Source organism: Pedobacter aquatilis (assembly GCF_032678405.1).
Taxonomy (GTDB): Bacteria; Bacteroidota; Bacteroidia; order Sphingobacteriales; family Sphingobacteriaceae; genus Pedobacter; species Pedobacter aquatilis_A.
Genome location: NZ_JAVTSJ010000002.1, coordinates 733,758 through 748,171 on the forward strand (window position 1 = coordinate 733,758; position 14,414 = coordinate 748,171).

Annotated in this window: 15 protein-coding genes and 2 tRNA genes; 9 read left to right on the plus strand and 8 right to left on the minus strand. The window is 37.9% G+C overall.

Translation table 11 applies throughout. The features are described 5' to 3' along the window. Position 1 precedes the first annotated feature (1 nt). Together R2R71_RS08715 and R2R71_RS08720 are read left to right on the plus strand one after the other, a co-directional pair. On the plus strand, positions 2-1,060 hold the full coding sequence (locus tag R2R71_RS08715; protein WP_316830878.1) for an HlyD family secretion protein: 1,059 nt from the start codon (positions 2-4) through the stop codon (positions 1,058-1,060). Next, positions 1,053-2,648 carry an MFS transporter gene (locus R2R71_RS08720; protein WP_316830879.1) on the plus strand — a complete coding sequence of 532 codons (1,596 nt, stop codon included), beginning with the start codon at positions 1,053-1,055 and terminating at the stop codon, positions 2,646-2,648. Before R2R71_RS08715 ends, R2R71_RS08720 begins: the two co-directional genes overlap by 8 nt. Before the next feature lie 76 nt (positions 2,649-2,724). Here the strand turns inward: R2R71_RS08720 and R2R71_RS08725 are convergent, their stop codons facing one another. Next, positions 2,725-3,645 (minus strand): PfkB family carbohydrate kinase, encoded by a 921-nt coding sequence (locus R2R71_RS08725; RefSeq protein ID WP_316830880.1) that lies wholly within the window; start codon positions 3,643-3,645, stop codon positions 2,725-2,727. A gap of 144 nt (positions 3,646-3,789) precedes the next feature. Between R2R71_RS08725 and R2R71_RS08730 the strand changes: the two genes are divergently transcribed. From R2R71_RS08730 to R2R71_RS08740, 3 genes are all read left to right on the plus strand, one after another. After that, a tRNA-Asn gene (locus R2R71_RS08730) sits at positions 3,790-3,863 on the plus strand. A gap of 89 nt (positions 3,864-3,952) precedes the next feature. Then, a tRNA-Asn gene (locus tag R2R71_RS08735) sits at positions 3,953-4,026 on the plus strand. 143 nt (positions 4,027-4,169) lie between these two features. After that, positions 4,170-5,084 carry a VOC family protein gene (locus R2R71_RS08740; RefSeq protein ID WP_316830881.1) on the plus strand — a complete coding sequence of 305 codons (915 nt, stop codon included), beginning with the start codon at positions 4,170-4,172 and terminating at the stop codon, positions 5,082-5,084. Here R2R71_RS08740 and R2R71_RS08745 read toward each other — a convergent pair. Continuing rightward, positions 5,081-5,833 (minus strand): response regulator transcription factor, encoded by a 753-nt coding sequence (locus R2R71_RS08745; RefSeq protein ID WP_316830882.1) that lies wholly within the window; start codon positions 5,831-5,833, stop codon positions 5,081-5,083. The genes R2R71_RS08740 and R2R71_RS08745 overlap by 4 nt on opposite strands. A gap of 115 nt (positions 5,834-5,948) precedes the next feature. Between R2R71_RS08745 and R2R71_RS08750 the strand changes: the two genes are divergently transcribed. After that, positions 5,949-6,596 (plus strand): DUF1349 domain-containing protein, encoded by a 648-nt coding sequence (locus R2R71_RS08750; RefSeq protein ID WP_316830883.1) that lies wholly within the window; start codon positions 5,949-5,951, stop codon positions 6,594-6,596. Positions 6,597-6,640: 44 nt separating this feature from the next. Here R2R71_RS08750 and R2R71_RS08755 read toward each other — a convergent pair whose 3' ends face one another. Beyond that, positions 6,641-7,789 carry a two-component regulator propeller domain-containing protein gene (locus R2R71_RS08755; protein WP_316830884.1) on the minus strand — a complete coding sequence of 383 codons (1,149 nt, stop codon included), beginning with the start codon at positions 7,787-7,789 and terminating at the stop codon, positions 6,641-6,643. A gap of 138 nt (positions 7,790-7,927) precedes the next feature. Here R2R71_RS08755 and R2R71_RS08760 point away from each other — a divergent pair, with 138 nt between their 5' ends. Further along, entirely contained in the window at positions 7,928-8,818 is an 891-nt protein-coding gene (locus R2R71_RS08760; protein ID WP_316830885.1) for a winged helix-turn-helix domain-containing protein, read from the plus strand. Between the two features lies 1 nt (position 8,819). On the opposite strand, the gene R2R71_RS08765 is transcribed toward R2R71_RS08760, so the two are convergent. The 4 genes from R2R71_RS08765 to dinB form a co-directional block, all read right to left on the minus strand. Beyond that, the gene (locus R2R71_RS08765) at positions 8,820-9,395 is read right to left on the minus strand and encodes a hypothetical protein (RefSeq protein WP_316830886.1); all 576 of its coding nucleotides are present in this window, start codon (positions 9,393-9,395) and stop codon (positions 8,820-8,822) included. Positions 9,396-9,442: 47 nt separating this feature from the next. After that, positions 9,443-10,381, minus strand: a complete 939-nt coding sequence (locus tag R2R71_RS08770; RefSeq protein ID WP_316830887.1) for a metallophosphoesterase — start codon at positions 10,379-10,381, stop codon at positions 9,443-9,445. Further along, positions 10,359-11,111, minus strand: a complete 753-nt coding sequence (locus tag R2R71_RS08775; protein ID WP_316830888.1) for a 5'-nucleotidase C-terminal domain-containing protein — start codon at positions 11,109-11,111, stop codon at positions 10,359-10,361. The genes R2R71_RS08770 and R2R71_RS08775 overlap by 23 nt, the downstream gene beginning before the upstream one ends. A gap of 76 nt (positions 11,112-11,187) precedes the next feature. Then, the gene (gene dinB / locus R2R71_RS08780) at positions 11,188-12,288 is read right to left on the minus strand and encodes a DNA polymerase IV (protein ID WP_316830889.1); all 1,101 of its coding nucleotides are present in this window, start codon (positions 12,286-12,288) and stop codon (positions 11,188-11,190) included. A gap of 62 nt (positions 12,289-12,350) precedes the next feature. Between dinB and R2R71_RS08785 the strand changes: the two genes are divergently transcribed. Then, complete coding sequence (locus R2R71_RS08785; RefSeq protein WP_316830890.1) at positions 12,351-12,707, plus strand: DUF6717 family protein; 357 nt, start codon at positions 12,351-12,353, stop codon at positions 12,705-12,707. A gap of 2 nt (positions 12,708-12,709) precedes the next feature. On the opposite strand, the gene R2R71_RS08790 is transcribed toward R2R71_RS08785, so the two are convergent. Then, positions 12,710-13,069, minus strand: a complete 360-nt coding sequence (locus R2R71_RS08790) for a response regulator transcription factor (RefSeq protein ID WP_316830891.1) — start codon at positions 13,067-13,069, stop codon at positions 12,710-12,712. A gap of 265 nt (positions 13,070-13,334) precedes the next feature. On the opposite strand from R2R71_RS08790, the gene R2R71_RS08795 reads away from it, so the two are divergent. Further along, complete coding sequence (locus R2R71_RS08795) at positions 13,335-14,360, plus strand: LacI family DNA-binding transcriptional regulator (RefSeq protein WP_316830892.1); 1,026 nt, start codon at positions 13,335-13,337, stop codon at positions 14,358-14,360. The last annotated feature ends 54 nt before the right edge of the window (positions 14,361-14,414 follow it).

Sequence of the window (14,414 nt, forward strand, 5' to 3'; positions counted from 1 at the left end):
AATGAACACACAAACACAAAGTAAGGCCGATAAAATCATCAGCAGAATCACCACAATAATAGCATTAATTGTGCTCGTTGTATTGTTAATCTGGGGAGGTAAAACGTTATTGGGCTATATGAAATATGAAGAAACCAATGATGCACAGGTGGATGAATACATTAATCCGGTAACTGCACGTGTCAGTGGTTATATCAAAGCGGTAAAATTTGAAGAAAATCAGGAAGTTAAAAAAGGCGATACCCTTGTATTGATTGATGATGATGATTATACGGTTCAGCAGGATGAAGCAGCTGCATCTTTAATGAATGCAAAGGCACAGGTTGCTGTTCAGCAAAGTAATGTTAAAACAGCACAGAGTACAGCTGCAGTTACAGAAGCTAAAATTGCAGCAGCTAAAGCCAAACTTTGGAAAGTTCAGAGCGATTACGCCCGTTATAAAAAATTGTATGATGCAGAGTCGGCTACCCGCCAACAGCTTGAAACTATTGAAAGTGCGCTACAAGTTGCACAAGCTGAATATAATGCGGCTAAGGAAGATTATTTAACTGCGATATCAAAAACCAACGATATTAAAGCACAAACCGATGTGTTGCAATCGGAAATTAAAAGACGAGAAGCGGTTGTGAAAAGGAATAACTTAAATACTTCATACACGGTAATTGTAGCGCCGTATGATGGTAAAATGGGGCGTAGAACCATTCAGGCTGGTCAGTTGGTGCAAACCGGACAGACCATTGCTTATATTGTAGACCGCAGCGCTGGGAAATGGGTTGTTGCTAATTTTAAGGAAACACAAATCGCTAAAATGCATGTAGGTGAGAAGGTAGATGTAGCGGTTGACGCTTTTCCTAACGAATTATTTACTGGCAAGATCGAATCACTTTCTGGCGCAACTGGTTCAAGATTTTCTTTATTGCCTCCAGATAACTCTACTGGTAATTTCGTGAAAATTGCACAGCGTATCCCTGTTCGTATTCGTTTGGAAAAAACAGATAAAGATTTTACACTACTAAGTGCAGGAATGAGTGCAAGTGTTAAAGTAAAACGTAATGACTAATACTTTGCCAATTTTTAAAGCAAGGGTGCCGGAGTGGTTTGTTATCACCAGTGTTTTTGCTGTTTTGCTCTCATCGGTATTGCTTTTTGCATTGTCTACTGCCGATGGTTTGGCCGCATCTGGTTATTACGGCGCTGAACCATCTGATGTTCAGTTTTCATTATTAATGTTTTATGCGGCCGTAGCTAGTTTTGCAGTTGTGGAACGTAGGTTTTTTGCTCGTGTAGTCACTAAAGATTACCTTTTGATTTGTATTATACTGGAAATAGCAATTGCTTATTGGTGCTATCATGTACGTGAAATGTGGTTGATTTTCGCTTTACGTTTCTTACAGGGGATTGTAAACTGTGGCTTAACAAGTATATCGTTAAACCTGCTGTTTAGTCGTTTAAAATCCGAACATGCAAAGGAAACTGGCTACACCATTTTCTATGGAATGATTCTTTGTGTATCACCAATTACGGCTTTGTTCTCTGTGCCAATTGTAGAGAATTTTGAATATAATGTGATTTATAAAGCCATTATTTTCTGTTTTTTACCAAGTGCCGTTTTGCTTTTTAGCGTGATGAACCGCGTACACGTTCAAAGAAAAGTGCCGCTATACAAAATTGATTGGATGAGTTTTGTGTTGTTTTCTATCATGCTGGTTTTAATTGCTTACGTGCTGATTTATGGTCAGGAGCGTGATTGGCTCGATGATTCTAGTATTGTTTTTTCAATTGCTTCTATTTTATTCCTGTTTGCAGTTTCGCTTGCAAGGCAGAAAACCTTGAAGCGGCCGGCAGTTGATTTAAGTGTTTTTAAATCGCGAAACTTTGCCATTGGTATTGTGTTTCTGGTGATTTTGTACATTATCCGCGGAGCATTTTCGCTTACTTCATCCTATTTCATCAATGTACTTGGAATGGATTCACTGCATGCCAATGAAATTATGATTTTCAACATTGCCGGTGTGGTAGCGGGTTCGTTAATAGCTATCCGTTTCTTGACGAAGCAAAAGCATCTAAGGGTTTTATGGATTGCTGGTTTCACATTGCTTCTTGCTTTTTTTCTTTGGATGTGTTTATTGTTCGCTGCTGAAGCTGGAACGAATAATTTCTACATCCCTTTATTTCTTCAGGGTGTAGGTGCAGGCATGGTAATGTCGCCGATTGTAATGTTTATCATGTCTTCTGTCCCTGATAAGAGTAGTCGGTCGGCAGCCTCAGTGGGTATTTTTGTACGTTTCTCTACATTCAGTTTAAGCCTGGCCTTAATCAATTTCTTTCAGTTGTATTTCAAGGGGAAGCATAGTGATGGCTTGCGTGCAAACCTTTCGATGATTGATTATAGCCTCTCTGAACGATTACAAATATATCAGTCGGCTTTACTTAGTAGGGGAATGCCAAAAGACGAAGCAGGCAAAGCCGCTGTTGGCTTATTGAATAAAGCTTTACAAAAGCAAACTTTTTTGGAATTCTGTGTGAGTTATTATGAATGGATCGCTGTTCTTTGCTTCATTTCTATTGTGCTGATTGCTTTTCAGCCTGTAATCAGCAGGACCGTAATTAACTTAAGGAATAAGCAGCCGGCAGCGGTGGGTTTCTAGAGAATAGATTATCACTTTGAGTTTGTTGAAGTCCATTTTAACTTACAACAAGCTCAAAGTGACAATAAATATAAAACTAAAGTTCTATTGTAAATGAACTTAGGTTTACAAACTGCTGAATCCTTGCAGAAACTTCATCTTCAGTAAGGTTCAATAATTTTTCTGTACCAAATTTTTCTACACAGAAAGATGCTAAGGCAGAGCCATAAATAATAGCATTTTTCATATTGTTAAAGTTGATTGTGCCAACTTTTGCCAGATATCCGATAAAACCACCTGCAAAAGTATCGCCGGCGCCTGTTGGGTCGAAAACTTCGGCTAATGGTAATGCCGGAGCTGAGAAAATCTGATCTTCGTGGAATAGTAATGCACCATGCTCACCTTTTTTAATGATCAGGTATTTTGGTCCCATAGAAAGGATTTTCTGGGCTGCTTTAACTAATGAGTATTCGCCAGATAATTGACGGGCTTCAGCATCGTTAATTGTTAAAACATCAACCAATTTAATGGTTTCTAGCAAATCGTCCATCATTATATCCATCCAAAAGTTCATCGTATCCATTACGATTAATTTTGGGCGGTTTTTAAGACGTTTAATAACCGTTTGTTGCACTTGTGGTGTCAGGTTACCTAACATCAGGTATTCGCAATCCTGGTAGCTATCCGGAATAATCGGGTCGAAATTCTCCAACACATTTAATTCTGTGATCAAAGTATCGCGACTGTTCATGTCGTTGTGGTATTTTCCCGACCAAAAGAATGATTTCTCACCAGCTTTGATTTGTAATCCTTCGGTATCAATTCCGTGTTCGGTAAAGGTATTAATATCGGCTTTGTGGAAATCTTCGCCCACAACAGCAACAATTTTTGCCTTATTATAAAAGTAAGATGCGGCTAAACTTGCGTAAGTTGCTGCTCCACCAACAATTTTATCCGTTTTTCCGAAAGGAGTTTCAATAGCATCAAAAGCTACAGTACCTATGATTATCAAGCTCATATAAATCTTGTTTAATTTTTTTTAAAATTTTTCACTGCAAATATTGCATAAATAATTTAAAAGCCCTAATATTGCATTCCCAAAACGAACAAGGGCATGTTTGCTGAAAGGCTTAATAAACCTCGTTTTGATGGAAAGCCGGATTCCTTCTTAGCTCAGCCGGTTAGAGCATCTGACTGTTAATCAGAGGGTCGCTGGTTCGAGCCCAGCAGAAGGAGCAAAAATCCTCACAGCAATGTGGGGATTTTTTATGAAAAAATTGTCAAATGATTTTGGCGAAACTTAATATAATAACCGGAATAAAAATTCCTTCTTAGCTCAGCCGGTTAGAGCATCTGACTGTTAATCAGAGGGTCGCTGGTTCGAGCCCAGCAGAAGGAGCTTGATAATTCAAGCAAAGCCTCACTCCGTCCGAGTGGGGCTTTTTTTATTTTGTCTGTTTTGTATCTTGCTTTATCCAGGATTAACCATTCTTTATAAACAAAAAAATTAATTAGCTGTTTATTAAATAAATACCTGATATTATGTTACCTATCAAGATACATTTATGGTTTGATAACCAGGCAAAAGAGGCTGCAGCATTTTATACCTCGCTGCTTCCTCATTCTAAAATCAATTTCATTAGTCAGATACAAAATACACCATCAGGTGATTGCGATATTGTAGATTTTGAAATTGCCGGCCAACCTTTCATGGCAATCAGTGCAGGGCCACATTTTAAATTTAATCCTTCAATTTCTCTTTTTCTTAATTTCGACCCGTCAAAGGATGATAAAGCTGCGGATCAACTCGATGAAGTTTGGAATAAACTTGCTGATGGTGGTAAGGTTTTGATGCCGCTGGATAAATATCCGTTTAGCAAACATTATGGTTGGGTTCAGGATCGGTTTGGGTTATCCTGGCAACTGATATTAAGTAATCCGCAAGGCGAAGATCGTCCTGTTGTTATCCCTTCGTTGTTATTTACAGGTGAAGTTGCCGGAAGGGCACTCGAAGCCATCGATTTTTATTGTTCTGTTTTTACTGATGGCAGACGGGGCAATATCGCTCCCCGCCCGGAAGATATGGGAGAAGACAAGAAAGGTACGTTATTGTATGGCGATTGTTATATCAATCAAACCTGGCTGGCGGCAATGGATAGTGCTCATCCGCATGGATTCGTTTTTAATGAAGCGGTATCTTTTATGGTTCCCTGCGAAAATCAGGAGGAAATTAATCATTATTCAGATCTTTTATCTGCAGATCCAGGTGCTGAGCAATGTGGCTGGGTAAAAGATAAGTTCGGCCTCAGCTGGCAGATTAGCTCAACCCTGATGGAAGAAGTGCTGAAAAATGGAACGGCCTCTCAAATTGAACGTGTTACCAAAGCTTATTTGCCCATGAAAAGGTTTGATTTAAAAATTATCGCCGATGCTTATAGTGGCACTGAAAAATATTAAAACAGACCTGTTGTTTCGGCCACCCGGCAAGCTTCCATAGCATTGGTAACATTTAATTTCTGAAATATATTTTGCCTGTGACGATTTACCGTATTAATGCTCAGCGATAGTTTAGTAGCTATTTCTTTGCTTCGTTTACCATGTTTTATGAGCTGGAGGATTTCTTTTTCCCGTTCAGATAAAATAGAGGAAAATTTTTCGAGGTCGTGATTAATAATCTTTCCTGATTTTTTGTTAATAATCAATCCCTGTGGTATTTCAAATTCCGGATGATCATAAATCGGATTGTAAAGGCATAAGGCAAGCCAGGTAGTCCCATCAACCGAATTGCCTATATAAAGCAACCGATGTTTCACCTGGATATACTTTCCATCACTGTTTTTAATACGAAGTTTTGTGATAACCTCATAATCCATTCTTTCCGCTGATTCAATGTCGTTTAGTAACTGAAAAAACTGAAATTCGAGGCGATACTTTTTTTGTAAGTCTTCGGGATGAACTTTATTAAGTAATTCATCTTCCCATATCGATTTAATTTCTTCTACCGTTTGATTAAGGCCTAATGTTTCTGCAAATGCACCATAATACATATAGCTTTTTCTCGATTTTAAATCACTGAGTACACTAATGCAATTTTCCAGTTCGCTATACATCCGGGCGATGTATTTACCGGTATCGAGTTTGGCTTCAGGATTAACGTCAACATTAAATGGCTGAGAAAATAATTTTATATCGAGCAGATCACGCATAATTTCTGGCTGTGCTATGGTTATTTTTTACCATTGAATCGAGTTTAAATGGTGAATAACTTTGCGAACTTACTAATTAGGATGATGAATTAACTTAACCTTTTAAATAATCAATATGAAAAAAATCCTTTTGGCTTTGGTGCTGATTTTCAGTATGAATAAATTGATGGCTCAAAGTCTCGAAAAAATGCAATGGTTTAATGAACCCGAGCAATGGCAAATAAAAAATAACAGTTTAATAATGCAGGTTACACCAAACAGTGATTACTGGCGGATAGCGCATTATGGCTTTACGGTGGATGATGCTCCGTTTTATTACACGACTTATGGAGGTGAATTTGAAGCTAAGGTAAAACTAACCGGTGCTTACAAAGCCCGATTCGACCAAATGGGCTTAATGATTCGTACGGACTACAAAAATTATATTAAGACAGGAGTGGAGTTTGTTGACGGAAAGTTTAATGTGAGTACGGTTGTTACACATGAGAAGAGCGACTGGAGTGTTCTTCCTCTTGAAAAGGCTCCTCCGTTTATATGGATTAAGGTAGTTCGGAGGCTTGACGCAGTTGAAATTTTTTATTCACTTGATGATAAAAATTATATCATGACCAGAAATGCGCCTTTGCAAGATAACGCTCCGGTAAGCATTGGCTTAATGGCAGCAAGCCCTGATGGTAATGGATTCGAGGCCAAATTCGAAAACTTTAAGGTTAAACACCTGCCCGACCAGCGTAGGCTCGAATGGCTTAAAGCGCATCAATAGAAAAGTATCCTATTCCTGCAGATTAACGGCAAGAATAGGATATTTTAATTTGCCTGCGAAAGATTTATGAAAGTTTTGCCGTCGTAACGGTAGAGCTGCGCAGCCCTCATCCCCAACCAGATATAACCAGATTTATCTTCATAAATACTCCATATAGAGGTATTACTTAATTTATTCGTATTTAAACGCTTAAATATTTTGCCATTGTAGATGGTTATGCAACCTTCTTTTCTGCCTGAATCATTAAATTGTGTGCTTCCAAACCAAATATTGCCCGCCTTATCTTTTGTTATGCAGGTAATGTTTTTAAAGCAAAAACCATCTTGTTCATTAAAGTTTGTAATTGTTTTACCATCATATTTAAACACACCATTTTGTTCTGTTCCAAACCAGATGTTGTTATTTCTATCTTCTAACATGCAAAATGCACCTGCTTTATTTAAGTCTTTGCTTTCAGCGAAATCTTTAAAAGTCTTACCATCAAAACGAAAGATACCTCCCTTGCCGATAGTAGAGAACCAGACATTTCCTTCTTTATCTGCCAAAATTGTTTGTATGCCATTAAGATAATTTCCATCGTTGTACATTAAGCTGTCATTTGGTGTGGCATTCCAGTTTTTACCATTGTATTTAAAATTTGCAAATGTTTTTCCATTGTAACGATATAGTCCCATGTTTTCGGTTCCAAGCCAAATGTTTCCGTTTTTGTCGCCTACTATGCTCAAAACAGTTTTTAATACTTTAAGCGAGTTTAAAGAGGGTTTAAGATCTGACCATTTTTTATCTGGCAGAAAGCTTTTGTTATTCATGCCCGGCAGATGAAATGCGGTAAATTTTATTCCATCATAAATACATACGCCATTATTGGTTCCGAACCAGATTTTTCCGTTTTTGCTTTCGTAAATTGAATACACTACGTTATCTGTAAGGCCATCTTTTTTAGTGAAATTTGTAAAAACCTTACCATCATACTTGTATACACCCGCACCAGTTGTGGCAAACCACATGTCGCCATTTTTACTTTGAAAACTGAATCGGATATTTGTGTAAGGATTTGTACCTTTTGGCATGATTAGCTTCATACTTTTCACGCCGATAGCAATTTTAGGAGCCGTTTGTGCAGCTAATGCAGAAGTTAAAAGCGAAAGCAGTAAAAAGCACAGTAATTTCTGATATAAATAATTATTGTTCATATTCGGGTTAATCATTACTGGAAAACCGTATTGTAATCTGTGAATGATATCTGCTTGCAAACTTATTCATCAATAGTAAGTTAGCTTTCTTTATTATTGTAAAATAAATTGTAAACTTTGTAAAATCATACCGGCAAAATGAAGTGTAATATGTTATCCTTAAACAGTAAAGGTAAATACCTGATTGCAGCATTAGGTTTAGCATTAATCAGTATAGGTTGTGCCGCATTCAGTTTTACCGGCGAAAGTGAATTTGACCTAGCAAAGCGAGAAATTATATTAAGGAAAATCGGGCACGAAATCCTGTTGCAGTCTGGCGACAGTACATCAAGGGTACTTCCTGTAAAAAGGGTTTCTGAAACGGATTATCAAATCAGGTTTGAAAAGGATTTTACTTTCCATCCTGATTCGCTCGTAAAAATAGTAAGTGCAACACTGGCAAACAATAACCTTACGGATGATTATATCGTTAATGTTTTAAACTGCTCGGATAAGGCGGTTGTATATGGGTATTCGATGTCGAAAAATGAAAAAGATAATCTTGTTCCATGCTCGGGTAGAAAACAGCCAGTTAGCTGCTATCGTATTGATTTAATATTTAAAGGCAATGGAATTACACCGGTTCAGAAAGGTTATTTGCTTGGCGGGGGAATACCACTGATTGCTTTCCTCGGGCTTCTCATTTCCAGATCGTTTAAAGGAAAAAAGGTTTCAGTACCCGGTAAAAAAAATGATTTATTAAGTGTTGGTACATTAAAATTCGATGTTTCAAAACGCTTGCTGATCGGTGCACAAAAAACGATTGAGCTTACAGGTAAAGAGAGTAAGTTGTTGCTGATCTTTGCAAAATCGCCTAATACGATTATTGAACGGAGCCAGTTACAGAAAGAAATATGGGAAGATGAAGGCGTGATTGTAGGGCGAAGCCTGGACATGTTTATCTCAAAACTCCGCAAAAAATTAGAACAAGACTCATCTGTTCAGCTGGTTAATATACACGGTAAGGGGTATAAACTGGAGCTTGTTTAGCTTAATAATCAGCATGTACGGCTGTAAATTTAGATAAGCCCACAGTTAAGTAACTCAAATATTCCAATGAAATAATTAATGCGCCTGATAGGTAAGGTTCGAAAGTTTTAGGTTTTACAATGGTTAAAATATTTCTTTTGCTGAAATAATGATCTTCACAGAAAAGGTTAAACAAATCAAACCTGCTTTCCAGATCATGCATTGCTAAAATAAAAGCAGCGGTTTCGCCGGTCGGGATAAATCCATTGCATTTATTATCCTTTACGCCGCCAAATATAGTGTAGTTACTATCCAGTTCTTTATTCCTGATTAAAAATACGTCGAGCATTTCTGGCCTGACATGTGGAGCCAACGCCAATAACAAAACAATTCTTTCTGATAACGAAGTCTGATCCCTTTTAATTATTTCGGCATAAAAAGATTCATCGAAAGTCATATCCGGTGGCTGAATGTCGAAAATGCTTTTGTATCGGCTTTCTTGTCCGAAATACAATTTAATACTTGTATCAATAACTTCCGCCAGCCAGTCTAACTCCTGCGTTAGTGCATGTGCGTTTTTTGCGATGATGCCTTTCATGAAAGCTTGTTTTAATTCTGACAAGGTAAGTTAAGTATTTTTTTGAATTAAATTGTATTGTTTATCTGGTATTGTGTTGATTCTTTGCTGATTGTGTCTTTTTTCTTCTCGAAATAGTAGTCGATACGGCCTAAGTTTATACCTGCCCATCCAACCTGGTTTATGGTTGTAATTTTGCCATCGAGATTTTTGATGTCTTCAGGTACTTCCATAAAAGTATGGGTGTGGCCACCGATGATTAAATCGATATTCCTTGTGCTTGCGGCCAATATCTTATCAGAAACTTTTTTATCGCGATAGCTGTAGCCTAAATGAGAAAGGCAAATTACAAGGTCGCATTTCAAATCATTTTTTAAAAGTGAAGCTATTTCGTTTGATTTTTGGATAGGTTCTAAGTAAACTGTATCACCGTAATTTACCTTGTTAACCAAACCTTCGAGTTCAATCCCTACACCGAAAACTCCAATTTTTAAACCGCCTTTTTTGAAGATTTTATAAGGCATTGTCGATTTATTCATTATGGTATTTGATAAATCGTAATTGCTGATTAGTATCGGAAAGTTTGCGTTAGGCAATTGTTTGTAGAAACCATGGATGCCGTTATCAAAATCATGGTTCCCCATGGTTGCGGCATCATAGCCCATCTGGCTCATCAGTTTAATTTCAAGCTCACCACCATACATATTGAAATAAGGTGTGCCCTGAAAAATATCTCCCGCATCGAGCAATAATATCTGTTCCTCTTCCGCACGTATTTTCTTAATTAAAGCCGAACGGCGGGCAACGCCACCAAGGCCTTGATTTCTGCCACCATCCATGGGGAACGGTTCTATTCGGCTATGTACATCATTCGTGTGCAGAATAGTTAGTTTTTTAACATCGCCTGCTGCAAACGAATTAAACGGATTACCAACAACCATTGCTGCTGTAGCAATTCCGCCGGCTTTAATAAAGCCTCTTCTGTTAATTAGCAACGATTCTTCCATCTAGTTGGGCTGTTATAGTTTTTCCTGCCGAAGTCTGATTTTTAATATACTGAATTAGCGCATCACGAACTTTCAGTTTCAGCACTTTCTTTTCAAGTGGATTGGCCATTCCAAAAGAATCGTCGCCACCTCCCGCAATGTAATCGGATGTTAAAACATTATAAGTTTTGGATACATCAAAAGCTTTTCCGTTTATCAGAATTTCGACAGGGGCTTTATTTTCAATTTTTAATTTTAGTGCTGAAACCGGCTGACCTCCAGTTTGGGCGATGAATTTACATAAATCCAGCACGTCTTTCCCTTTTAATTTCAGCACAAGCAGTTCATTTTCAAATGGCATTAATTCGAAAACATTCGATAGTTTGATGTCGCCTTTTGGCAAGCTATTTCGTAAACCGCCGGTTGTGCTGGGCATCGCAAAATCAATTGTGTTATCAATTTTTTTAGCTTCTGATAGGCATGCATCAGCAAAGAAATTACCAAGCCTTGATTCAGGGCCTCGGGTTTTAACCAGGGCACTGTCTGTTCGGCCAATAACAGCATTCATCTGCTCATCCATTTTTAATTTGTAGGGCAGATAGGTTTTGATAACGGCAGAATCTGCAGGTACCGCACTGTTGATGGCATATTGATTTCTATTTGCCCTAACCAAATCGAAGTGCGATTTGCAGGAAAACAGCAAAGCCATTGCGGCAATAAAGAATGATTTAAAGTAGAAGTTTTTAATCATGTATGAAAATCTGCGATAAATATATATTAATAAAGTAATCACAGTTCTTGTGTAGCAAAATTGATATTCTTTATCGCTAAAATTCAAATTCGAGTTGATTGTCTTTTGATTGATCAAGACTCACATCATCATAAAATCTAGAAAGCGTTATCCCCAGCAAGCGTACTTTCGTTAAGCCAATTTCAGCTTCCTGAAGCAGTTTAATGGCTTCCGTATAAATATCTGCGGCTTTATAAAGTGGGTTTAAAAAAGAGCGACTTCGGGTAATCTGTTTAAAATCCCCGAACTTTATTTTAAGGGTTACAGTTTTGCCTTTGAGATTATATTTCTCCAATCGATTAGCTACCGTTACGCTAATCTGTTGCAGCAAAGAATGCATTACTGAATCTTCATTAGTGTCTTCGGCTAAAGTATCTTCGGCCCCAACAGATTTTGTTTCACGGTGGGCTTGTACCGGGCGTTCATCTATACCGCGTACAACCTTGTAATAGAATTTACCTGTTTTGCCGAATTGGGCAATGAGCTGTTGCTCGGATAGTTTTTTTAAGTCGGCGCCTGTTATAATTTGCATGGCTTTCATTCGGGCGGCGGTAACTTTACCAACACCGAAAAATTTCTCAACCGGAAGTTTTTCCATAAAACCCTTAATTTTAGAAGGGCCAATAAAAGTTAGGCCATCAGGCTTGTTCATGTCTGATGCAATTTTGGCAATAAATTTATTTACCGAAACACCTGCCGAAGCAGTTAAATTCAACTCGTTCTTAATGGCGTCTTTTATTGATCTGGCGATATCAATTGCGGAGCCAATACCTAATTTATCCTCAGTAACATCGAGGTAGGCTTCATCCAGCGAAAGCGGTTCGATAATATCTGTGTATCGGCTAAATATTTCCCTGATTGCTTTAGAAACAGCAGTGTAGGCATCAAACCGCGGGTACACAAAAATTGCCGTGGGACACAGCTGATAAGCTTTACTACATGACATAGCCGAACGGATCCCATACTGCCGGGCTTCGTAACTTGCCGTCGCTACAACACCACGGCTGTCGGGTTTACCACCAACCACAAGAGCTTTGCCACGGTATTCCGGAAAATCACGCTGCTCCACGGATGCATAAAAAGCATCCATGTCTATATGGATAATCTTTCTGACGATGGCTGGACTTTCTTCGGACATGGATTTTTAAAATTCGGGATTTTATCCTGATTATTCCGTTAGATTTTTTTTCTTTACAAAATATGGAAAGAACCATCAGGTTTTATAAAAATACAAAGGGCGAATGGTATGCTGATATCCCGGAATGGGGAGGGAATATCGCCGATTTGCAAATGGTAGAAGGTGCTGACCAGCTATTGGATTGGATTGCAAGTTCAGGAAATGAATGTAAGCTGCTAATGGCTGACCAACATTTGCCAGATGCTGAAATTTTAAACCTGGTTTACGCCCGCGAAGAAAATTTAGGCGGCGGTGGTGATTATATGTTGGAGAATTTTAGAGGAAATTATATTAACCACAAACTCTTGCTATGCCATGTAACCGAATTTGTTTTCAGGCAACTACCTGAAGTTATTTATTTTAAAGAATTGAAAAAGTAGACTTAGTTAATCAAATGCGTAACCTTATTTAGTAAAGAATCCATTTCAAATGGTTTTTCCATAAAATCATTAGCACCGGCATCTAATGCAGATTGTCTGATATCCCGGCTGGCAGAAATCATTAAAATCGGAATCTCTTTATATTCCGGGTCGCTTTTAAGTTGTTTGCAAATGTCGCGTCCATCATGGCCACTCATCCAGATATCGAGTAGAATCAGATCTGGTTTTTTCTTTACAGCATCCAATACAGCACCTCCATCATAGGTGTAATCTACATTGTAGCCCATTACTTCCAGTATCATAATTACCGCATCAACTATACCTTCATCATCATCTGCAATAAGTATTCGTTTATTTTCCATTGATTAATTCGTAGTGCCCTATGTTGTCTCTTGAAATAAAGACATTTTTTGATAATTTACAGTATTAATGTTTAAACCTTCAGTTTTGTTTTATAAATATAGATTATTTTTTAACCTGCCTGTAGCAGACATGCTAGTATGAGTTTCCATACTACCTAAGGGGCATTTTAATTTTAAGGTTGATTTGTAAAAATATCGATGCATTCGTTTATTAATATTTTATATTTACGGCGTTGTTTTAGTCATATTTAGCTTTTAATCCCAGATGGATAGTATTAATATAAAGAAATTAGCGGAAGCCCTAAACTTATCTACTTCTACTATTTCGAGGGCATTTAGGGATAACAGTGATATTAACGCTGCGACTAAAGCGCTCATTTTGGCAAAAGCCAAAGAATTAAACTATCAGCCTAATCATTACGCCAGTAACTTAAGAGAGCAGAAAAGTAAAACCATAGCGGTAATTGTTCCTGAACTCGCGAACAATTATTTCTCGCAGGCTATTCATGGTATCGAACGTGTTGCCCGTGAAAATGGGTATCATATTTTGATTTATGTAACCGATGATGATTACAATAAAGAAGTAAACTTCATCCGTCACTTGCATAACGGCAGGGCTGATGGTATCATTATGTCGGTTTCTGGTGAAGCAAACGATCATAATTACCTTAATAAATTTGGTGCAAAAAGATTGCCATTGGTTTTTTTCGATAGGATTTACGAAGATATTGAAACACCAAGGGTGATAACCAATGACTATGACAGCAGCTTTCTGGCAACTGAACATTTAATTGAACAAGGTTGTAGGCGGATAGGGTATCTGGTTGTAAACAAAAGTTTATCCATTGGTAAAACACGTATGCAAGGATATATTGATGCTTTAGCCAAGCATAATATACCTTTCGATGAGCAATTGATTGTTGATTGTAGCAACAGTTACGAAGAAAACAGTATTATCATAAAAAATGCATTAACCCAGTTAAAGCCCGATGGCGTTTTTACATCAGTAGAACGTTTGGCTTTTGCCACCTATTATGCCTGTTATGATTTGGGGATCACTATTCCGGAAGATTTAAAGGTGATTAGTTTTTCGAGCCTGGAAATCGCTCCGTTATTAAACCCCTCGCTCACAACCATAACCCAGCCGGCTACCGAAATTGGTACCGAAGCTGCGAAAATGTTATTCAAAATTCTTGATTCAAAAGGGGACAAAAAGCTGCCATCTGAGCAGGTTTTACAGTCGAAAATTATCATGAGAAATTCGACCTCAAATTCACCAAAAAAACACTAAAAAACAGCCTCTTTTTCAGAGCTGTTTTTGATCAAAAAAAATCCTCACTTAGTG